Here is an 18,982-nt window from a genome sequence, read left to right as displayed (position 1 = left end):
CTGGCCCGTTGAGGCATCGTCTGGCCACCACAATGATTTTTGCAAACCCGCTATCCGCTCACTAATACAGTGAGCACCGAACGGCTACCGATCATGGGCAACCCGGATAGTTACTTCGCACATCAAGCGGCTAAACCTAACTGTCCGCATGTCGCTCAGAAGGTTCACCCGCTTGACGAACGCTCACAGCAAGAGCCTGACGCACCATACGGCCATGCAAGCCATCTTCGTCGCGTGGTACAATTTCGCTCGGAAGCACGAGACGCTGAAAGGCGCGACCCCGGCGATGGCGAGCGGCTTGGCCGATAAGGCTTGGACGATTAAGGAATTGATTGAGCGGGCGGCAGCGTAGTGGCTCGCCCGTCTCGCCGGGTATCATGGGGGGATGCGCACCCTGGGCGTGATGATCACGTTTATCGGCATCTTGATGGCAGGCGACCGATACCTCTATTTCAAGGGGTACTTCGTCATTCTTTTTGGCCTATCGATTTTCGTGCTGGGATGGTGGAGATGGTTGTCGCGCCGCCCTCGGGATTAGACTGACCCACTACCAGATTTTTTCGCCCCACCACTTAACTCATCAGTACCAAGAAGCAGGAAAAGCGCCAGATGACCGACGAACATGCGGAACTGCTTCGACAAATACTTGCCCAGCAGAAGGAACAGTTCGCTTACGTTCAACAACAACACCAATTGGCGGAAAAGCGCCATTTGGTGTTCCTTAAGGGGATGAAGATGGTCTTGTATGGGGGCGTGCTTCTGCTGGGTGTCGTCCTAACCCTGATTGTCATCTTCGTGAGCCACGGCTAACAGAACTAAAATAATTCGTCCCACTACTTAGGTGACCAGTACCCAAGTGCTGGACGCCGTGACCGCCGAACCGACGACGATCGACCAGGTCGTCGCCACCAGCGCGCTCCCCACACCGCAAGTACTGGCCACGCTGAGCGTCCTGGAAATGCGCCGCCTGGTGCGCCGACTGGGCGGCAATCGTGTGTCGCGGGCGTGAGTAGATCACTTTGCCGACGGCAGCATAGACAGTTACGCTTAAATGGGAGAAACGACAATCGAACCTTCAAGAATTATCGTTGATGTCGACTGGTTCATGGTGGCGGGCATTCCACTCGCGGTCTGTTGGATTGCGGCTCTCGTCCATTGCCTGACAAATAAAAGGCTACGGGATATCGAAAGGCTTACTTGGGTACTCGTCATCATCTTCTTCAACTTCATTGGTGCGATCATTTATTTGATCTTCGGTCGAAATCCCAAACATGACCACCCGCCGCTCAAAAAATAATTTCGACCTACTAGGTGACCAATACCCAAGTGTTGGACGCGGTAACCGCCGAGCCGACGACGATCGACCGGGTAGTCGCCACCAGTACGCTCCCCACGCCGCAGGTGCTGGCCACGCTGAGCGTGCTAGAGATGCGCCGTCTGGTGCGTCGGCTGGGGGGGGCAATCGAGTGTCGCGGGCCTAAGTACGTTGGACGATCAAGGAACTAATAAAGCACGCGGGATGCAGGCCATGCTGAAGCGGTTTTTAAACGGACTCGGTCTGGCTTTTTGCTTCGCAATGCTATTCGTAGTCGTGTTCTTTTTTATTAAAGTCGGACGGGGTTGGCAGCTGTTCTGGGGAATCGTTATTGAAGCCATGCTGGCCGCATGCGCCGCTTGGTTGATATGGTTCTACCAAAAGAAAAATGACCGCGAACCGAATGAGCCGCCTCGCGAAGATCAACCAAGCTAGCGGCCGCAGAGATTTTTTTCGTCCCACTACTTAGGTAACCAGTACCCAAGTACTGGATGCCGTCAGCGCCGAAGCGACGACCATCGACCTGGTGGTCGCCACCAGCGCGCTCCCTACCCCCCAGGTGCTGGCCACGCTGAGCGTCCTGGAAATGCGCCGCCTGGTGCGCCGACTGGGGGGCAATCGAGTGGCGCGGGCGTGACGGGACGAGTTTAACGCATCACACGGGCATGCAGGCGATCTTCGTAGCTTGGTATAATTTCGCCAGGAAGCACGAAGCCTTGAAGGGCAATTCGCCAGCGATGGCAAGCGGGCTGGCGGATAAGGTCTGGACGGTCAAGGACTGATCGAGCGAGCGGCAACATGACCTTACTTACAGCCGCTGGAATTGTTATTGCCGTGGTCGGTTTGCTTCTCGAAACCATTGGCATAATGGCAATGGGTTACTGGCCGCTTCGGAGGCGCCTGCCAAGTCCGTTCACGGTCCAGGGCGCGGGTTTCATAGTATTCGTGGTCGGCCTCCTGATCGCGGCTGCTGGCAAAATGCCCACTGAGTAGCGAAACTTTTTTTCGTCCCACTACTAGATGACCAGTACCCAAGTGTTGGACGCTGTCAGCGCCGAGCCGACGACCGTCGGCCAGGTGGTCGCCGCAAGCGCGCTCCCCACACCGCAGGTGCTGGCCACGCTGAGCGGCCTGGAAATGCGCCGCCTGGTGCGCCGACTGCGCGGCAATCGCGTGGCACGGGCGTGACGCACTTAGCGACCCTTACGCTGAGGCTTTTGGTTCGTGTCGACCTCATTGAGCAGGCGTCTGGCGCCTTCGCGGACTTCACGTACCCGGCGACCGGATTCTTCTTCGCCAAAGACGGGATCGTTGTGCCTGGATCTCTCTGCCAGGTGCTGTAAGACTTGCCTGGCCGACGCGCGGACACCTTCGTCGGGATCGTGCAGCATCCTTTCCACTTCCGGAAGTGCGTCGAACGCATCGCCGGACATTTCCCCAAGCGCGTGAGCGGCGCCCGATGCGATGCGACCGTTCTTCGAGCGCAGGGCGGTCACTAGCGCTGGGACGGTCCTCGGGCCGATGTCGCGCAGCGCGAACACGGTTGCCGTGTAATCATCCTCGGCATCAGCAAGTTCGCCTTCGTACTTTCCTTTGGCCCTCGCCAGTAGATCGACCAGAGCTGTTATCGCTTCGTCCGAATCGTGCCCCGCCACGCCCAGCGCCGCGATCGACGCCAACCGACATTTGCGATCCGTGTCGTGCGTTACCGGCACAAGGGCCGACACCGCCCGCGTGGTATACGGACCACAAACACCCAGCGCCCAGGCGGCCATCAGCCGCCGACGCGAGTTTGCATCGCGCAGGGCCAAGGCCAACTGGTCGACGGCATCAGGCCCTATCTCGCGCAGCAATTCTCCCCACAGTTCGCTGCGCGAATTCCATTCGGACTGATCCAGATTCAGATCCAAAAACGCGGATACCACCTCGGCAGCTTCGGGGCCGATGCTGTCCAGCACGCTTTGCACCCCGGAAGCTATCGAGTCATCGAAGCCGTGATCCTCGTAGTTGCCAAGCAGGCGCAGCAGACCGGCCGTGGCATTCTTGGTGCCAATCTCTTCGAGAACGCCGAGTGCCGATTGGACGGTATCTCGGTCGTTGGTTTCCAGCGCATCGATCAAGTACTTTTCCACAATCGGATTATTCTTGCCGATTCGAACCAAGGCGATCGCTGCCTTATCGTTCGCTTGCCCAGGCAGAGCCTCGACCAGTGGCAGGATTACCTCCGACACATCGTGAATGTCGAGCTTGCCGAGCGCTTCGGCAGCGCTTTCCTGCACCCGATCGTCGGTATCTTCCAAAGCCTTGATGAGCGGGCCGGCAACATCCTTCGCGGGACCGGCCATGGCCAGTGCTTCGGCTGCCGCGCGGCGCGTGGCGGGAGCGTTATCCGCGAGCGCAACGAGCAACGCACGGACGACCTCCGGTCCAGGGGCGTTGATCTTGTCAAGCGCGTCGGCGGCATCGGCACGTAGGTCGCTGTCGTGGCTTTGTTCGATCAAGTGCGCGATCGCCCTGGCGGCCGCCTTCGCCCCGGGCCCGAAATCACCCAGCGCCACGACGGCGCGCCTACGGACGTCGGGAGATTCGTCCGCCAGAAGCTTGATGATCTGCGGCGTCGCGCTTTTCGCGGCCGCGCCCAGCAGGCCGAGCGATCGCGCAGCTTGTCCGCGGGTCGCGGCGTCGGCATCCGTCAGGAATTGGATCAGCGGAGGAACAAGCCGCGACGTGACCCAGCCGCGATCTTCCTCGACGGCGTCAGCCGGCTTCTTAGGTTCGAAAAAAGGAGAATCCGGATCGGTGTCCGGAACGGGGGCATGGGCCGTGTGCCCCAGGGCCTGAATCACCAATTGACGGACAGTCGCGTCATCATCGGCCAGCAGCGGCAGCAAGGCCAGGCAGACTCTTTCGGCGGGCTCGACCTTCAGGAATGGGTTCACGCAAATATCGACCGCTTTTTTGCGCAGCGCTAGGTCATGGCCCTGAAGCCACTGGTAAAGCCGCTCGGCGTCCAAGGCATCCAGCAGTGCCGCGGTTGCGTCCGCATCATGCTCGGCCAACAGCGCCGCGATCAGTGCGGACTGCACCTCGGGCCGCTCTCGGACCGCTGCCAGGTATTCGATCGCCAGGAGCTTCGAGCTATTATCTTTGTCTTTAAGATTGGCTAACAACGAGTCGACGAACTCCTGCGAGTAGGGCTGTCCCGTGACAGCTATTGCTCGGGCGGTGGCACCGCGTATGTACGCGTTCGGATCCTTCATCAAAGGCATTAGCGCCGGCACGGCAGATTTCGCCTCGAGTTTCAAATGCGAAAGCATGTTCACCGCGCGGAAGCGAACGAGTACGTTGGCGTCCGAGAGCAGGGCAGCGAGTTGATCGACCGTGGTGGGAACCGCGGCATGGACTTTGAGGATCATGGACTCGGTGGACTGGCCGGAAGACTCGAGCGCGGTGGATTTCATCATTTCGAGGACGGCCTGTCCCACCTCACGCGAAACCGGAACGATTTCCAATAGCCCAATGCCTGCGTTGCCGCGCACAAACGGGTCCTGGGACTGTAGCGCCGCGAGCAACGCCGGCACCGCGTCCCTACTGCCGATGCCAATGAGTGCCTGGCTCGCGTTTAACTTGTAGGGGTGCTCATTGGATTGCAGTTGTTTAATAAGTGCGGGCACGGCAGCCTGAGCCTTCGGGCCGAGCTCCCCAAGACTTTTCATCGCGGCTGAGCGCATGCCTCGATCGTTGCTATCGACCAGCTTTATGAGCTGCCGGACAAGTGCATCCGAACGATCGGGTTCGCGTTTGACGAGCACTTGCACAGCGGGACTCAAGTTTGCGATGCAGCCCTGATCGATCGCGCCGGCGAGCGCCGGCACGATGCCGGGATTCGTCGGATCGATCTGCTCCAAGCACAAGGCCGCGGCAACGCGTACTTCGACATCCGGATCGGTCAGGGCGGTATGGACCGACGGCAGAACCTCCTGGGCCTTCGCGCCGATTACCATCAGGTCTTCGGCCCCACGCCTGCGCACCGAGACATTGCCGCTTTTGAGCCGCTTAACGATGTCGGCCGTTTTCGGTTCGGCGACGTTCCGGTTGGCTCGACCCGCCATCTGGGCGAATGTTGCAAAGGCACAAGCCTCGCAAAAGATCGCGACGGTCAATGTCGCGACGATAAGCGTGCGTCGAATTGACATCTGCCCCACCCCCGTGCGCTGTCCGAAAACGTCTCCACCGCAAAGGCGATCGCTTTATTCTGCGACGATTCAAGGACGGGCACAATGAGTTTCTCGCCTCGTAAAGGCTTTGGGCAGGAGGGGCCTGGACACTGGGCACAGCCGTTCTCCTAGGGCGAGATTCTTGCTAATTGCCGTTACAGCGGGCGACGAAGTCCACGGCCGTGCGGACCGCCTCTTCGTCGAGGTCCTGCCGATCGGAGGTCAAAGCGCGGATCAGATACTCGGACGTCGACGGATCCGCGCTCGCTGGTGCCACGATGGGCGAGTTGTCCGGCGTTCCCGTGCTGCGTCCAGGGAGCAAGAGCGCTCCGATCGCTATCAGCGCGAGCCCGGCGCTCGCCCCCAGGGCCAGCTCGTGTAGAAACTGTCGTCCGTGACGTCGCATTCGAGACAAGAGATGCAACGGTATAGCCGCGTGCGGGGTTCTTACGGCTTGCAATACGACAGGGTTAGTAGTGCGTAGCCCGTGACCAGGTTCGGGTCCCCTTCGAGCCAGCGCGTGTTCGTGTTGGTCCACGATCCGTCAGGCTGCTGGCGGCGGGCGAGCTCTGTCACCAGATCATCGCGCCAGTCATGGGCGCGCCCCTCGGCGTCGACCAGTTTTTCCTGGCCGAGCGCGGCGAGCGCCTTGCCGAAGAGATGGTAGTAGTAATAAAGCCCTTCATCACCGAGCCCCGGATTCTCGGTGACCGAGTAATGATCTTGAGCCCATTTGACGGCCGCCTTCACGCGCGGATCGTCGGCTTTCAATCCGGCAAAGATCATACTTTTCAGCCCGGCGTAGCTCATCGATCCATAGCTGCGCAGTCCGCCGTTGGCGGTCTTTCCGGCGGGGCTGCTACCCGATCCGGCCGGCGTGTAATAGAAACCGCCGTCCTGGACCTTGGCGGCGAATTGCGTTGTGTTGGCAGCCGATTCGAGATTCTGGCAGCGCGAAACGAAAACCAAAGCCCGCTGCACCGCTTCGTCGTTCGCGCCGACGCCGGCCGCTTCCAGGGCTTCCATCAGAAAATGCGTGTTCGACAGGTCCGGTCGCTCGGCGCCGCCATAACCGACGCCGCCATAGGAAATATCAGACGCGGGGCGATTGTCGTTTTCGCCGAATTGCAATCCCTTGAGGAAGGCGTCGGCATTCTTCAGTATCTTGTCGTATCGGCCATCGCGGTTGGCGGCCGCGAAGCACATCACGCCCAGGCAAGTCTCGTAGTTGCGCAGCCGCGACTTCGGGGCATAGATCCCACCGTCCGGCTGTACGGAACCTTCCAGGTATTTCAAGCTCTTGGCGACCAGCGGATCGTCAACCGTGCGTCCGTTGGCCATGACGGATGTGGCGACGATGGCCGTGAGCCCCGGACCCGCGGCGGCACTGAACGACCCGTCCTCGGCTTGCCCCTTGGTGCGCAGATAGTCAATTCCTTTTTGCACGGCCTGCTCGTAGGATTTGGCTCGCGCGCCCGACGTTGCGTCGTCAAAGCTGAACGCGTAACGGGGAGCGCTTAATAGTGCGACGCCCAATATCGAGGTGAGAATCGTCTTTTGAAGGGTACAAGCGGCCGGCGTCATGGCAGTCTCCAGGCGAGCGATTGCGGAAACGGGGTGATAGTCCATTGAAGATGCGTCCCCGACAATTCAATTATAGGTGCAGCATCTGCCAGATAACTGCGGGCAGCGATAACGGCTTTTGCCGGGCGGACAGGTGCCTGGGGCGATATCTGCCAGCTTCGCGAGGCCGCAAATGGCAACAAACGTGCCGCCGTCAGGCCAGTTCGATATCTGCCAAGAATTGCCCGAATTAGAACGCGAATCGCTGGCTACGCGTCGCACGGCCGGGCCGAAAACCGGTGGCGCGGCGATTCGTTGGCCACGCCTGACGAAAAAATGGCGGTAGTACTAGCTACTGGCGGTCTGCCCGACCGAGGCAGAGTTAGCGCTCAACGGGATGGCTCAAGCGACCGGGTTGTCCTGGCAGAAGCGGCGCAGCGTCTCGCAAGTGCAGCGGGCCAATTCCGCTGGCGCCTCGAAATGAATGTGATCGATCTCGAGCACGGTGAGCCGCTGACGTAGCTTGTCGACCACGACACATGTCACCTGGTCGATCGAGATCTCGTGCGCGATCGCGCGATGCTCGTCTTGTGATAGCAGGTTCAGCAGATGGCCAATGAGATCTTCGGGCGACATGTTATTTCCCCAGGGGTAACTCGTCATCTTGAAGAGCGAGTCCCAGTCGCTTCAGGGCCGCATGCATGCGCGACTTGACCGTGCCCAGAGGAATGCCCAGGGCCTCGGCCGCCTCGTTATAGGTCAAGCTTTGAAAGTAGGTCAGCAGCAGCACGCTGCGCAGATCTTCGGGCAGCGCGTCGACGGCTGTGCGCACCTGCCGCCGGCGTTCGTCGAGCAGAGCCTCGTCCACGGGGCCCGGCGTGGCCGAAGGAACCAGGCCGGCCAGCGTGGCGGTTTCCCCTTCGCCGGCATCGTGCTGCGCGTCGAGACTGGCCGCTTGCCGGCGACCGCGATGCCGCAGCATGTCGATCGCGGCGTGCGTGGCAATGCTGTACAGCCAGGGGCGGAAGCGCTTCGTATCTTCGAACGATTTGCTTTTCTGCACGACATGCAGGAAAGCCGTTTGAAAGACTTCCTTCGCCAGCTCGGGATCGCGCAGATAGCGCGCCAGGTAGCTGTACAACTCGCGCTCGTAGCGGTGTACCAGCTCTTCGATCGCGGCCAGATCGCGCCGGTCGCGGTAGCGGGCGAACAGTTCTTCGTCGCTCGGTAGTTCAAAAGCGTTATTGAGGCCGACGGCATTCATCCGGTTTGCGATACATCCTTGGTCGTGGCAAACTCCCGGCGCTCGTGCGCCGGTCCGGCTGATTCTACCGAAAACCCGGCGTTCCGTCGCGGAACATGCACACTATGGCGAGGTTCTTAGCCTGGTCACTTGGCCGTAAACATGGCGTTCGTGCGATCGCCGCGCGACAGCAGGTAGGCCATCAGGTCCAGGACTTCGTCGTCCTTGAGCGTGTTCAACAACCCCTCAGGCATCATCGACACGGGGGATTTCGTAATCTCGTCGATGTCGCGGCGTTTAACGCTGATCATCCGATTAGGGTCGAACATGTCGGGGTTGATCGACAGGCTGTCGCCATTCAGATTGACGATGCGGCCCGTGATCACCCGACCATCCGAGGTTTGTATCGTAACAGCCTCGTACTGGTCACTGATCACCTTGCTCGGCACCACGACCGATTCCAACAGATCGCGGGCGCTGAACCGCCCGGCCACGCTCGACAGGTCCGGACCGAGCCCGCCCCCTTCGTCCGCAAACCGATGACAGGCGAAGCAACGCGTGGCGGCGAACAAATTGCGCCCGCGGTCATAGTCTCGCCCCTTGAGCGCTGTGGGCGTGACGAGTGACGTGAGCTCGTCGAGCGTCCAGGTCTTCACGAACGGACGATTGGCGACCACCACCGGCTCCGTCGGTTCGGCCGGCTTCGCGTCGTAAAGCGATTCGTACTCTTTCTTCTCGTCATCGCTGAGATGCGCGATCGCATCCTTCTTGATGTTGTTCATGAAGCCGCGGAAGCTATTGCCCCCCTTGTAACCGGCGGCCTTGGGAAACCACGAGAAGTAGGCCTTGCGCAGTTCCGGAGTCCAACCGGTGGTCAGCACGCGCAGGTCGCTGGCGTATTGAATCTGGTCTTCTTGCGTCAGGGCTTTGTCGAGCAGTGCCACGGTTTTCGTCGCGGCATCCGGCGTTTGGAAGAAACAGACCAACTGGGCCAGCTCGATATTCAGTTCACGACCCTTGGCCGGATAACGCTTGTCGAACTTAGCGGCCAGCTTCGCGATCGCGGCATCGTCCGGGCGCGGGAAACGATTCAATACCACCTGGTACACGCGCACCAGGTCGAGCTGCTGTGCGTAATCGAGCTTCTCCCAATCGAGCCGGTCGAGCGCGGCCAGGATCTGATCGCGCACCTTCGGGTCGGGCTTCGGATCGCTGTCGCCGCGATGCGCGGGATCCTTGGCCGAAGCCTGCGTCAGGGCCAACAGCGCCTCGAGCGACGCGACCGGGCTCGACGATTCGGCCAGCGCCCGTTCGCTCCACGTCGCCGGATTCTGGAACTCGATCGCGACGCGCGCTGCCCAACGAATAAAACGGTCTGAGTTGCCCAGGTACGGCCAGGCGGTGTCGACAGCCTTCGGATCGGCATGGCCGTGGAACACTTCGAGCTTGTGGCGCAGTTCGCGAGCCTTGCGTTCCTCAGGCTCGGCGGCAATCGGATGCCAGAGCGCGACGTCTTCGCCCGAGTACGTCACACGGTACAAACCCGATTGCGTGCGCCGCCCGCCAACCAGGAAGTACATCGCGCCGTCTTTGGGATTCACGACGACGTCGGTCAGCGCCAGCGGTGTGCCGGCGACGAATTCTTCCAGTTCACCGGTGTAACTCGCACCCTGCGGTTTCAGGTGCAGGGCGTACAGCTTGCCGTAGCTCCAATCGCACAGGTACAGCGCTTCTTGATATTTGGCCGGAAACTTGGCGCCGTAACCAAAGGTCACGCCGGTCGGCGAACCGGGGCCGACGTTAGCCACCGGAGGCAAGCTGTCGATGTAATACGGCGGCCATTTGCCGGCGCCGTTGCGATAGCCAAAATCGCTGCCGCTCGTGGCATGCAACACACGCGTAGGACGATACCACGGCAGGTTGACGTCCCATTCCATGTCCGAGTCATAGGTGAACAGCTCGCCGTCGCGGTTGAAGGCGATGTCGAACGGGTTGCGATAGCCCATCGACACCAGGTCGCACTGCTTGCCGTCGGGGCTGACGCGGCAGATGAATCCGCCGGGCGCTTTTTCGTCAGTCATAAAGCCCGAGCCATCGACCATGCGCGGCAGCAGGTTGTCCTCGCCCCACAGACGCGGCACTTGCGAGCCGGTCAACTCGGGCAGGCGCGTGGCATTGCCTGCCACGACGTACAACGACTTTCCATCAGGCGAGAGGACCACAGCATGCGGACCGTGTTCGCCGCCCCCTTTGATCGACAGCAGCGGCTCGACCTTATCGAGCTTGTCGTCGTTGTTCGTATCGGTGACGCGATACAGGCCACTCTCGAAGACCTTGCCATGATTGACCATCACGTACAGGCTGTCGAAGGCCCACAGCAGGCCGTGCGCTTCGCCCAGCGGCACGTCGATCATCTCGATGTCGAGCTTGCCATCCTTTTCGCCCGCGGCCGGCAGCGTAACGCGGTACAGACTGCCGTACTGATCCGAAACGATCAGCCGACCTTTGGGGTCGACGGTCATGTTGACCCACGAACCTTGCTGGTCTTGCGGCACCGTGTAGAGCAGGTCGACCTGAAAGCCCTTGGGGGCCTTGATCCGCGCGGCCGGGTCGGCGATTTGTTTTTCGGCGATCTTGTCGGCGGCCTCTTTCTTGGCGTCCTCGGCGGCCAGCGTCACAACGGGGGCCAGTGCCACAACAGGAAACAACGCGACCAGCAGCAATCTCAACAGCGTCATGGGGCAAGATTCCGCAAGGTGGGGGCGATCGAGGCGGGGAGGGCGGGCGCACGTTTTGCGACCGGCGACAATATTGCCCGACGATAACATGCGGCATTTCCCGATGCCAGCGGGGGCCGGCGGGCGAGGGCGAGGGCATTTCTCGGCCCGGTGGCCGGCGGACCTCGGCCAAAACTTGTGCGACCTGTTGAATCACTTACTTAGTTTGTCTATATAGATAGACATGGCACCTATCGAAGGGGACAAGCTTCGCGGTCACCTGGCAGGTTTGATCCTGGCCTCGCTCGAGTCTGGCGCGGCGCACGGTTGGGAAATCTGGACGCGGCTCGAGTCGGCCGGTGACGGCGCGCTACGGCTCAAAGAGGGCTCGCTCTATCCGGCCCTCTATCGCTTGGAGCAGGAGGGATTGATCGCCGCGCGTTGGGAAGCGGCCGAGAGTGCCCGGCGCGGTCCGCGCCGCCGGATCTACCGTTTGACCGGCAAGGGGCGCAAGCGGCTCACCGCGGCGCGCGAGGAATGGCGGCAGTTCGTGACGGTCTTGGGAGGACTGTTAGGAGGGACGACATGATCGAGCTACGGCGTCACGTCGAGCGCATTGTCCGGCCGGTTCGCGCGAGTTCCTGGCGCAAAGTCCGCATGCGCGAAGAGCTGCTAACGCACCTGACGAGCATCTACGAAGACGAGCTGGCCACTCACAAGGGCGACCAGGCCCTGGCACTCACCGCGGCGGCCGAACGTTTTGGAGAGTCCAATGCGCTTCACGCCGAATTACAGGCGACGGTACCACACGTCGAGCGTGTGTTATGTACACCACTCCACCCAAGCAATCACCGTCTTGCCAGACGGCCTGGTGAGACGGTGCCGTCTTTCCTCCATCGCCTGGGACCATGGGGCGCCGGCATTAACGCCGTCGCGTGGATCCTGTTCGCGCTATTCATTTTTGCCGTGAGCCGCAGCCGCCCACACCGCGCTCCCGAAGCCAGTGCGACATTGTTCTTCGTGTTTTGCGCCGCCAACGTCGTGCTCTATCCGTTTTTTTACATCCTCCCGACATTGCTGAGCGATGCAGTGTCTCGCCATTGGCAGATGACGGAGAATATGAATTCCCGCGTGCGACGACGCATCATTGCGAAGTTTGTGGCCATCGTGGTGATTCGGCTAACGTGGGCAGTTCCCTGTCTTTTGTTGCTCAGGCACATCGGCGTTTTTCCTTTCACGAGCACGCCGTGGTTTTATGGCATTGCTGCGGGATGGGCTTTGATTAACGCGGTCGCCGCCGCGGCTGGTGTCGCCGAGCTTAGTCGTTGGAGTCGCTGGGACGGCCTCGTTCTTGATGATCACGCCGCGCCGGACGAAACCGTCGCAGGTGCATAAGCTCCACTAATCGCGAGTGTCACGATAGGTGCCTGACTGCTGGCCGAGGGTTTTACCGCCAAGCTGTCCGATAGCGCCCGGCTGCGGTATCCGCGTCAATCGCAACAGGGAAAAAATCGCTCTCGATTCGTTTCCAGACATTTCCGGCCCTATTGCCAGGTGGCCGCCGACCCCGGCCCGGTGGTATAATCCAGCGGACAAACTGGGGAGGGGCCGATTGGCCGGAACCGTCGGCACGCACTGATGAGCAAGCGCCAAGATATCGACCATGTGCTGAAGGGCTGGAAGTACGAGCCAGGCGAAGTCGTAGCGCGCCTCGCCCGGGCGACGGACGGTCGCCAAGTGCTGCAAATGCGCATCGATCTGGGGGTGTTGCAGCTCGAGGTCGAGAACCGTCCGGACGGTACCCGCCCGGGTGGGTCCGAGACGTATTTCGACTACCTGCTCGGTCTGGCCCTGCACGAGGGGGACGGCTTCGTCCTCGATGAAGAGCAGTGCGCCGAGGCGGACCGAGAGTTCGTCCAGTTCTATCACCGCCGCATGTGCTGGCTGGCGTTGCGCGAGTTCCGCCGGGCCGTGCGTGACGCGGATCACAGCCTGGCGTTCATGGACTTTGTACAGTCCTGCTCGCCCAACGAGGAATGGACCCAGTCGCACGAGCAATATCGCCCCTTCATTCTGTTCCATCGCGCCCAGGCTCAGGCCTTGGCCGAGCTTGAGGATTCAGGCCCCGAGGCGGCTGTCGAGGCGATCAATACGGGCCTCGAGCGGTTGAAGCAGTGCTACCTGGACAACGGCATCGACGACGAACAGATCGAGGAAGATGAATTGACCGAGCGGCTAAACGAACTCGGCGATTCTGTCCGCGAGCATTACGATCTGGGCCGGACGCTGGCCGAACAGTTGGCCGAAGCCGTGGCCGCCGAGGAATTCGAGCGGGCCGCTCAGTTGCGAGACGAAATTGCCAAGCGCACAAAGAGCCGCGCTTAAGTTCAGTCCCTCGAAGTCCGTAGCGCCGTCCTATTTGTCCCGCTGCGCGTGGACGCAGGCGTTGCTTGTCCGGTCGCGGTTGGTGATAATCGCATCAGGCCCGGACTAGCCTGGCACCCCCGCCCGAGGCGTGCCTGAAAACGGCATCTTGGCCTGCGCATTCCCCTGCAGCCTAGCCCACCCGAAAACCGAGGAACCTGTCGATGGCCCCACACGGCACGGATCACAATAGCAATCCTTCCACGCGTCGTTCGTTCTTGCAGACCACGGCGGTCTTGGGGGGCGCTTTGGCCGCCAATCTGTCGATCGCGCGCGGCGCGCATGCCGCCGGCAGCGACGTGTTGAAAGTGGGCTTGATCGGTTGCGGCGGGCGCGGCACCGGGGCGGCGGCGCAAGCCTTGACCGCCGATCCTAATGTCCAATTGACGGCCGTCGGGGACGCCTTTGCCGATCGCGTGCAGTCGAGCTTGGAAAACTTGCGGAAGATGTTCTCGGACAAAGTGGCCGTCACGGACGATCACTGCTTTGTCGGCTTCGATGCCTACAAGAATGTCATCGACAGCGGCGTCGACGTTGTGATCCTGGCCACGCCGCCGCACTTTCGCCCGGCCCATTTGCAGGCCGCGGTGGCGGCGGGCAAGCACGTGTTCGCCGAGAAGCCCGTCGCGGTCGACGCCGCCGGCGTGCGCAGCGTGTTGGCCACCTGTGCCGAGGCCAAGTCCAAGGGGCTCTCGGTCGTTTCCGGTCTTTGCTATCGGTATGACTTGGCCAAGCGCGAAACGATTCAGCGCATTCACGACGGCGCCGTCGGCGACCTCGTGGCACTGAACGTGAATTACAACACCGGCACCTTGTGGATGCATCCGCGCAAGGAAAGCTGGACCGACATGGAATGGCAGTTGCGCAACTGGCTGTACTTCACCTGGCTCTCGGGTGATCACAATACCGAGCAGCACGTACACAGCCTGGACAAGGCCGCCTGGGTGATGCGCGACGAACCGCCGGTGAAAGCCTGGGGCCTCGGCGGGCGGCAAGTTCGCGTGCAGCCTGAGTACGGCAATATCTTCGACCATCACGCCGTAGTGTATGAATATGCCAACGGCGTAAAGCTGTTCTCGTTCTGCCGGCAGCAGGCGGGCTGCAGCGTCGACGTGTCGGATTACGTGATGGGGACCAAGGGTACCGCCGACCTGATGAAGCATACGATCAAGAGCGGCTCGGAGAATTGGCGATATCGCGGCGAAGCCCCCAATATGTACCAGCAGGAACATAACGAGTTGTTTGCGGCCATCCGGTCGGGCAACCCGATCAACAATGGCGAATACATGAGCCGCAGCACGATGATGGCCATCCTGGGGCGCATGTGTACCTATACCGGGCAGACGATCACCTGGGACAAGGCGCTCGAATCACAGGAAAAACTAGGCCCCAACGAATACCAATGGGGCCATCTCGACGTCCCACTAGTGGCCATGCCAGGCATCACGCAGTTCGCGTGATGCGCCGATTTGGAAAGCAATGTTTCCAGACCCATCATGGGCAGTCAATCGTCATCGGCCTGGCGCCTCGCTGCGTGGGCATTGGGAATTGCTGCTTTCGCGGTCATCGGCTATCTGCTCGTGGCCGTCGCGGTGCCGGTCCTCGTTCCACCACGAGTGGTTGTGACGTTTCGACAACGGCGACAACGACTACCAGCTGATTTTGCGCAAGAATTTCAGAGTCAACGCCATTACTTCGGTCGAGCTGCGAGTCGACTCAGGAAAGTCGTGCATTTGGAAGCACGACTTCGACGCGCAAACCCAGTTGGCCGCACAGCACACGTTATTGTTGCCCAAACGACGTCCGGGCGACAACATAATGTCACAGATGGTCGGGGCTGGAGAACAATTCGACGTCGTCGTGACCTACCAGTACGACGTTTTCGTTTCGCCCTGTGGCGGATCAACAATCGTTCACTTCGTCCGCACAAACGACGGAAAAGTTTCCTGTCTCGGCGAAGATTGAAGTCGGGCTTTGGACCTAAGGCGTGGGAAACCGCCACTATTCGCGCTATCCGCACGTTTTGGCTTATCGCCGTGTCATCCAATAGCGCACCGACAGCGCCCAGGACACGATCATGTAATAGGCGGGGTAGAAAAGCGACAGCAGCGTCAATTGTTGTGCGCTCGGTCCGCCGTGCGGTGCGTCCTGCCAACGCCACAGGATGGCGACCATGAACGCGCCCCAGATGCCGCCCAGAATGATCGAAATGCGGTTCAGCGCGCCGGGCTGCGTCGGATAGAGATAGCGGGCCGGCACAAAGGTCAGCGCCGCGAGTGACAGCAAGATCGTCACCGTGGCCCACACCGGCGGTTGCATGGCGAAAAGATAAAACGCCACCAGGTTCCAGTACGACGGAAAGCCGAGGAAGAATCCGTCGTCGGTCTTCGCTGAAACCTGGCAAAAGCCATAGGCGCTCGCTAGCAGCGGGACCAAGAGCCAACCGCTCTGCCGCTCGGGAAGCAGATCGGCCTGATAGATCAGCAATAGCGGCAAGCAGGTGTAATTCAGAAAGTCGACCAGGTCGTCCAGGCGACGGCCATCGAAGCCGGGCAGCACTTCTTTCACACGCACGCGCCGCGCGAACCAGCCGTCGGTGCCGTCGATGATCAGACCCACGGCCATCAACAGGAAGGCATCGCGGAAGCGCAGCGGATCGTCGCTCACCAGCACGTACGCGATCGCGCCGGCCACGACCAGTCCCATGGCCGTGTAGAGGTGAACACCCCAGGCGTAGATGTGCGAAATCGTGATCCGTGGCCGCTCGGCATTGGTCAACATGTTAGGCGCTCGCGGGTCGTGCTGGACAAGGAAGGGAAATGATGTTTGCAGAACGAATTACGGTTACTGTCTGCTTTGATTATCGCCTGGCTCGCTTCAGTTTTCGACTTTACCAAGAACCCTCGGTGGGTCCCAGCCGGAAGTCAGGCGGCTAACGACCGGCAGAATCACCAATCCGGCCGCGGCGGCGAGCAAGCGGGCCGGAAACACCGACAGGCCGGTTGCCGAATCGTACCAGGCGCTCGGATCCTGGCCGCTGGCGCGCGACCAGATTTCGGCATAGGGAATGAACGCTGGCAGGCCCAGTAGGGCAATTCCGTCTCCTAAGCGTAGCACAAGCGAAACGATAAAAGCCGCGATCGAACCCGTACGGTTGGCGCGCGGGTCGAACAGCGCGTACAGCAATTGCGGGAAAAGCAGCACGAATACCAGGTCCGCCGTAAAGAACCACAATTCGGCGACACTGCGCACGCCGAGCGCCATCACCGTGGCCGCGATGCCCAGCACGACGATCGACGTGCGGATCATGCGGCGCAACTGGGTCGTCGATGCTTGCGGGGCGAACAAGCGATAGAAAACGTTCCAACTGAACATCGATCCGGCCGACAGGATCGATGCGCTGAAGCTCGACGTGACCGCGCCCACGATGGCCCCCAGACCGAGCACCGCCACCATCGGCGGCGCCGTGTCGCGCAATAGCATCGGCAGCGCCATCGTCGGATTGTCGCGCAGCGCAGTTTGCTGCGCTGCATCCCAGCCGCTGTAGGTGAAGGCCGCCACGCCCAGCATCACCGGCGGCACCGTCAGCGCGATCGTCAGCAGGCCCGCGATCACCGAATGCCATCGCGCCTTGGCCACGGTCTGACAGGAAAGAACGCGTTGAAAATAACAATTCCAGGGAATCCCGCCGAGGACCAGCATCACGGTCACTTCCCACCATGTAACCCGATCGGCCAATGGCCAGGCCGGATCACCACCGCTCAGCGGCACGAGCGCCGCAGCGCGCGGCCCCATCAATTGCTCGTAGTGATCCCAAGCCACGGACAATCCACCGACCTGCGACAGCGCGAACGGCAAGGCGACCAACATCCCGATCGGCACCAGCGCAATCTGAAAGACATCCGTATAAGCGACGCTCCACATACCGCCGATCACGGTGTAACAGGTGACGACCGCGGCCGAGGCGACAATGGCGGTTGTCAGATCGATATTCAGCACGACACCGCACGTGGCGCCGATTGCAACCAAAAGCTCGGCGCTCCAGAAAACTTCGCCCAGCATGGCGGGCAGGAAAAGTACCGCCGCCCAGCCGCGCCCAAAGCGGGACTCGAACGGATCGATCAGTGTCGTGAACTCGAACCGGCGCATGGGCCCGGCGAAGATAATTCCTCCCAGGATCAGACTCAGCCCGAAGCACAGGCCCCCTTGGATGCCGGCCGCGAGTCCGAACTGGGTCTTCTCGACGGTGCCCAGCAAATAGCCGCCATCGACCCACGTGGCCGTCGTCGTCAACACCCCGATCCAGAACGGCATGCCACGGCCGGCCAAAAGCAATTCACCCGGAGAGTGATGAATTTTGCGCCCCGCCCAGGCGCCGATCGCGAGAAAGATCGCGAACATGACGGCGATGGCGATCACACCACTCCACAGAACATCGTGCATCGCGATATTTTCCTGGCGAACCTGTTTCAAAATGAACGACCGCGGGCCGACGTAGTCAACTGCCCTATGACACGCGTCGAAGCATCACGAGGGATCGACTGTATCTCCAACCGCCGGATTGACGCCTGACGATGCAAGCCTTTTACGCCCACGTCGGAGCTTACTAAGCATAACGGGGAGGGGACCCCCGTACTCCCCTATGCCAATCGGCATAAATCGACGCCAGGGAGCTGCTTCGGCATACGGATTGCAAACTTGTGTCTTAATCCCGTGAGCGTCGTAAAATCGAGGTAGAGGCTCGCCCTCATGCACGTTCGGGCAGTCAAAAAAGAAAGTGAACCATGAATACGCAAGCGCAGCTCGAAAAGCCCATTCGCGTGGGCGTCTATTCCTCAATTCGCGATGCCGATCAGGCCGTACACGGTCTGTTGAACTTGGGTTACACCAAGGAACAGATAACGGTCGTCTGTTCGGAAGAGTGGAAGGCTGCGCACTTCCGCGATTATCACCATGAAGATCCCTCCGGCGCCCACACGCCCGCGGCGGCTGCCGTAGGTGGGGCGATCGGCGCGGTGCTCGGTGGAATGACAGCCGTTATCGGCACCGTGGCCACGGGGGGCATCGGACTTTTGGCGGCCGGCGGTGTTTCGGCCTGGGCCGGAGGAATCGTCGGTGGGTTGATCGGCGCGATGACGACCCGTGGCGTCGAGCGGGAGTTGGCCGACTACTACGATCAGGCCGTGGTGCGAGGAAAGATCCTGGTCGCTGCCGAGGATCGCAATCCGGCTGGTGCGGCGCGATTGGCCCAGGCGGCACGGGTGCTGGAAGAGGCAGGTGCCGAACCGCTTTCGCTGCGTGAGAGCTGAGATATTCTTAAGGACCGGCGCGATTGCCGGCCGCTGTTAGTCGGGCGAAACAGCCGCGAGACGTAGAAGGCGCGGCGATTCCTTTCCGCGGCCGGACGGACTGTACCACCCTGTCGGACGGGACCGTCGTCTCCTGCATTCAGGCAGTGTATCTGCTAGACTTAGCGCGACCCGGCGCTTGCGGCCGGACTGCC

Annotated in this window: 22 protein-coding genes; 14 read left to right on the top strand and 8 right to left on the bottom strand. The window is 61.0% G+C overall.

What is annotated here, in order from left to right; all coding sequences use genetic code 11:
- Positions 1 to 172: 172 nt before the first annotated feature.
- The 8 genes from VGN12_24210 (at position 173) to VGN12_24175 (ending at position 2,503) form a co-directional block, all read left to right on the top strand.
- On the top strand, positions 173 to 352 hold the full coding sequence (locus VGN12_24210; GenBank protein HEY4312575.1) for a hypothetical protein: 180 nt from the start codon (positions 173 to 175) through the stop codon (positions 350 to 352).
- A gap of 257 nt (positions 353 to 609) precedes the next feature.
- Positions 610 to 810, top strand: a complete 201-nt coding sequence (locus tag VGN12_24205) for a hypothetical protein (protein ID HEY4312574.1) — start codon at positions 610 to 612, stop codon at positions 808 to 810.
- 31 nt (positions 811 to 841) lie between these two features.
- Positions 842 to 1,009, top strand: a complete 168-nt coding sequence (locus VGN12_24200; protein HEY4312573.1) for a hypothetical protein — start codon at positions 842 to 844, stop codon at positions 1,007 to 1,009.
- A 42-nt stretch (positions 1,010 to 1,051) separates the two neighbouring features.
- Positions 1,052 to 1,297 carry a PLD nuclease N-terminal domain-containing protein gene (locus VGN12_24195; GenBank protein HEY4312572.1) on the top strand — a complete coding sequence of 82 codons (246 nt, stop codon included), beginning with the start codon at positions 1,052 to 1,054 and terminating at the stop codon, positions 1,295 to 1,297.
- A gap of 14 nt (positions 1,298 to 1,311) precedes the next feature.
- Positions 1,312 to 1,506 (top strand): hypothetical protein, encoded by a 195-nt coding sequence (locus VGN12_24190; GenBank protein HEY4312571.1) that lies wholly within the window; start codon positions 1,312 to 1,314, stop codon positions 1,504 to 1,506.
- A gap of 22 nt (positions 1,507 to 1,528) precedes the next feature.
- The gene (locus VGN12_24185; protein ID HEY4312570.1) at positions 1,529 to 1,750 is read left to right on the top strand and encodes a hypothetical protein; all 222 of its coding nucleotides are present in this window, start codon (positions 1,529 to 1,531) and stop codon (positions 1,748 to 1,750) included.
- A gap of 52 nt (positions 1,751 to 1,802) precedes the next feature.
- Entirely contained in the window at positions 1,803 to 1,952 is a 150-nt protein-coding gene (locus VGN12_24180) for a hypothetical protein (protein ID HEY4312569.1), read from the top strand.
- Positions 1,953 to 2,335: 383 nt separating this feature from the next.
- On the top strand, positions 2,336 to 2,503 hold the full coding sequence (locus tag VGN12_24175; GenBank protein ID HEY4312568.1) for a hypothetical protein: 168 nt from the start codon (positions 2,336 to 2,338) through the stop codon (positions 2,501 to 2,503).
- A 5-nt stretch (positions 2,504 to 2,508) separates the two neighbouring features.
- On the opposite strand, the gene VGN12_24170 is transcribed toward VGN12_24175, so the two are convergent.
- The 3 genes from VGN12_24170 to VGN12_24160 all read right to left on the bottom strand — a co-directional run bounded on the left by VGN12_24170 (position 2,509) and on the right by VGN12_24160 (position 7,116).
- Entirely contained in the window at positions 2,509 to 5,511 is a 3,003-nt protein-coding gene (locus VGN12_24170) for a HEAT repeat domain-containing protein (protein ID HEY4312567.1), read from the bottom strand.
- A 166-nt stretch (positions 5,512 to 5,677) separates the two neighbouring features.
- Entirely contained in the window at positions 5,678 to 5,938 is a 261-nt protein-coding gene (locus VGN12_24165) for a hypothetical protein (protein ID HEY4312566.1), read from the bottom strand.
- Between the two features lie 41 nt (positions 5,939 to 5,979).
- Positions 5,980 to 7,116, bottom strand: a complete 1,137-nt coding sequence (locus tag VGN12_24160; GenBank protein ID HEY4312565.1) for a prenyltransferase/squalene oxidase repeat-containing protein — start codon at positions 7,114 to 7,116, stop codon at positions 5,980 to 5,982.
- Between the two features lie 172 nt (positions 7,117 to 7,288).
- Here VGN12_24160 and VGN12_24155 point away from each other — a divergent pair, with 172 nt between their 5' ends.
- A complete protein-coding gene (locus VGN12_24155) occupies positions 7,289 to 7,441 on the top strand; it encodes a hypothetical protein (protein HEY4312564.1) in 153 nt (50 codons plus the stop codon).
- Positions 7,442 to 7,497: 56 nt separating this feature from the next.
- Here VGN12_24155 and VGN12_24150 read toward each other — a convergent pair whose 3' ends face one another.
- The 3 genes from VGN12_24150 to VGN12_24140 all read right to left on the bottom strand — a co-directional run bounded on the left by VGN12_24150 (position 7,498) and on the right by VGN12_24140 (position 11,076).
- The gene (locus VGN12_24150) at positions 7,498 to 7,731 is read right to left on the bottom strand and encodes a hypothetical protein (GenBank protein ID HEY4312563.1); all 234 of its coding nucleotides are present in this window, start codon (positions 7,729 to 7,731) and stop codon (positions 7,498 to 7,500) included.
- Between the two features lies 1 nt (position 7,732).
- Positions 7,733 to 8,359: a sigma-70 family RNA polymerase sigma factor gene (locus VGN12_24145; protein ID HEY4312562.1), complete on the bottom strand. Its 627-nt coding sequence runs from the start codon at positions 8,357 to 8,359 to the stop codon at positions 7,733 to 7,735.
- 125 nt (positions 8,360 to 8,484) lie between these two features.
- Entirely contained in the window at positions 8,485 to 11,076 is a 2,592-nt protein-coding gene (locus VGN12_24140; GenBank protein HEY4312561.1) for a c-type cytochrome, read from the bottom strand.
- A gap of 223 nt (positions 11,077 to 11,299) precedes the next feature.
- Here VGN12_24140 and VGN12_24135 point away from each other — a divergent pair, with 223 nt between their 5' ends.
- The 4 genes from VGN12_24135 to VGN12_24120 all read left to right on the top strand — a co-directional run bounded on the left by VGN12_24135 (position 11,300) and on the right by VGN12_24120 (position 14,939).
- The gene (locus VGN12_24135) at positions 11,300 to 11,644 is read left to right on the top strand and encodes a helix-turn-helix transcriptional regulator (protein ID HEY4312560.1); all 345 of its coding nucleotides are present in this window, start codon (positions 11,300 to 11,302) and stop codon (positions 11,642 to 11,644) included.
- Between the two features lie 68 nt (positions 11,645 to 11,712).
- Entirely contained in the window at positions 11,713 to 12,450 is a 738-nt protein-coding gene (locus VGN12_24130; protein HEY4312559.1) for a hypothetical protein, read from the top strand.
- 243 nt (positions 12,451 to 12,693) lie between these two features.
- Entirely contained in the window at positions 12,694 to 13,440 is a 747-nt protein-coding gene (locus VGN12_24125; GenBank protein HEY4312558.1) for a UvrB/UvrC motif-containing protein, read from the top strand.
- Positions 13,441 to 13,643: 203 nt separating this feature from the next.
- Positions 13,644 to 14,939 (top strand): Gfo/Idh/MocA family oxidoreductase, encoded by a 1,296-nt coding sequence (locus VGN12_24120; GenBank protein HEY4312557.1) that lies wholly within the window; start codon positions 13,644 to 13,646, stop codon positions 14,937 to 14,939.
- A gap of 568 nt (positions 14,940 to 15,507) precedes the next feature.
- Here the strand turns inward: VGN12_24120 and VGN12_24115 are convergent.
- Entirely contained in the window at positions 15,508 to 16,260 is a 753-nt protein-coding gene (locus VGN12_24115) for a phosphatidylcholine synthase (GenBank protein ID HEY4312556.1), read from the bottom strand.
- A gap of 96 nt (positions 16,261 to 16,356) precedes the next feature.
- Positions 16,357 to 17,922, bottom strand: coding sequence for a sodium:solute symporter family protein (locus VGN12_24110; protein HEY4312555.1), 1,566 nt, complete (start codon positions 17,920 to 17,922; stop codon positions 16,357 to 16,359).
- 341 nt (positions 17,923 to 18,263) lie between these two features.
- On the opposite strand from VGN12_24110, the gene VGN12_24105 reads away from it, so the two are divergent.
- Complete coding sequence (locus VGN12_24105; GenBank protein HEY4312554.1) at positions 18,264 to 18,788, top strand: hypothetical protein; 525 nt, start codon at positions 18,264 to 18,266, stop codon at positions 18,786 to 18,788.
- Positions 18,789 to 18,982: the final 194 nt, after the last annotated feature.

The organism is Pirellulales bacterium (genome assembly GCA_036499395.1).
Lineage (GTDB): Bacteria > Planctomycetota > Planctomycetia > Pirellulales > JACPPG01 > JACPPG01.
This window is presented reverse-complemented; position numbering and strand designations above follow the sequence as displayed.

Bases quoted from the DNA above. Each gene is read 5' to 3' on its own strand.
- VGN12_24115 (HEY4312556.1), bottom strand. From the start codon at position 16,260: ATGTTGACCAATGCCGAGCGGCCACGGATCACGATTTCGCACATCTAC.
- VGN12_24135 (HEY4312560.1), top strand. From the start codon at position 11,300: ATGGCACCTATCGAAGGGGACAAGCTTCGCGGTCACCTGGCAGGTTTG.
- VGN12_24160 (HEY4312565.1), bottom strand. From the start codon at position 7,116: ATGACGCCGGCCGCTTGTACCCTTCAAAAGACGATTCTCACCTCGATA.
- VGN12_24140 (HEY4312561.1), bottom strand. From the start codon at position 11,076: ATGACGCTGTTGAGATTGCTGCTGGTCGCGTTGTTTCCTGTTGTGGCA.
- VGN12_24205 (HEY4312574.1), top strand. From the start codon at position 610: ATGACCGACGAACATGCGGAACTGCTTCGACAAATACTTGCCCAGCAG.
- VGN12_24175 (HEY4312568.1), top strand. From the start codon at position 2,336: ATGACCAGTACCCAAGTGTTGGACGCTGTCAGCGCCGAGCCGACGACC.
- VGN12_24130 (HEY4312559.1), top strand. From the start codon at position 11,713: ATGCGCGAAGAGCTGCTAACGCACCTGACGAGCATCTACGAAGACGAG.
- VGN12_24165 (HEY4312566.1), bottom strand. From the start codon at position 5,938: ATGCGACGTCACGGACGACAGTTTCTACACGAGCTGGCCCTGGGGGCG.
- VGN12_24170 (HEY4312567.1), bottom strand. From the start codon at position 5,511: ATGTCAATTCGACGCACGCTTATCGTCGCGACATTGACCGTCGCGATC.
- VGN12_24155 (HEY4312564.1), top strand. From the start codon at position 7,289: ATGGCAACAAACGTGCCGCCGTCAGGCCAGTTCGATATCTGCCAAGAA.
- VGN12_24195 (HEY4312572.1), top strand. From the start codon at position 1,052: ATGGGAGAAACGACAATCGAACCTTCAAGAATTATCGTTGATGTCGAC.
- VGN12_24110 (HEY4312555.1), bottom strand. From the start codon at position 17,922: ATGCACGATGTTCTGTGGAGTGGTGTGATCGCCATCGCCGTCATGTTC.
- VGN12_24105 (HEY4312554.1), top strand. From the start codon at position 18,264: ATGAATACGCAAGCGCAGCTCGAAAAGCCCATTCGCGTGGGCGTCTAT.
- VGN12_24120 (HEY4312557.1), top strand. From the start codon at position 13,644: ATGGCCCCACACGGCACGGATCACAATAGCAATCCTTCCACGCGTCGT.
- VGN12_24185 (HEY4312570.1), top strand. From the start codon at position 1,529: ATGCTGAAGCGGTTTTTAAACGGACTCGGTCTGGCTTTTTGCTTCGCA.
- VGN12_24145 (HEY4312562.1), bottom strand. From the start codon at position 8,359: ATGAATGCCGTCGGCCTCAATAACGCTTTTGAACTACCGAGCGACGAA.
- VGN12_24125 (HEY4312558.1), top strand. From the start codon at position 12,694: ATGAGCAAGCGCCAAGATATCGACCATGTGCTGAAGGGCTGGAAGTAC.
- VGN12_24150 (HEY4312563.1), bottom strand. From the start codon at position 7,731: ATGTCGCCCGAAGATCTCATTGGCCATCTGCTGAACCTGCTATCACAA.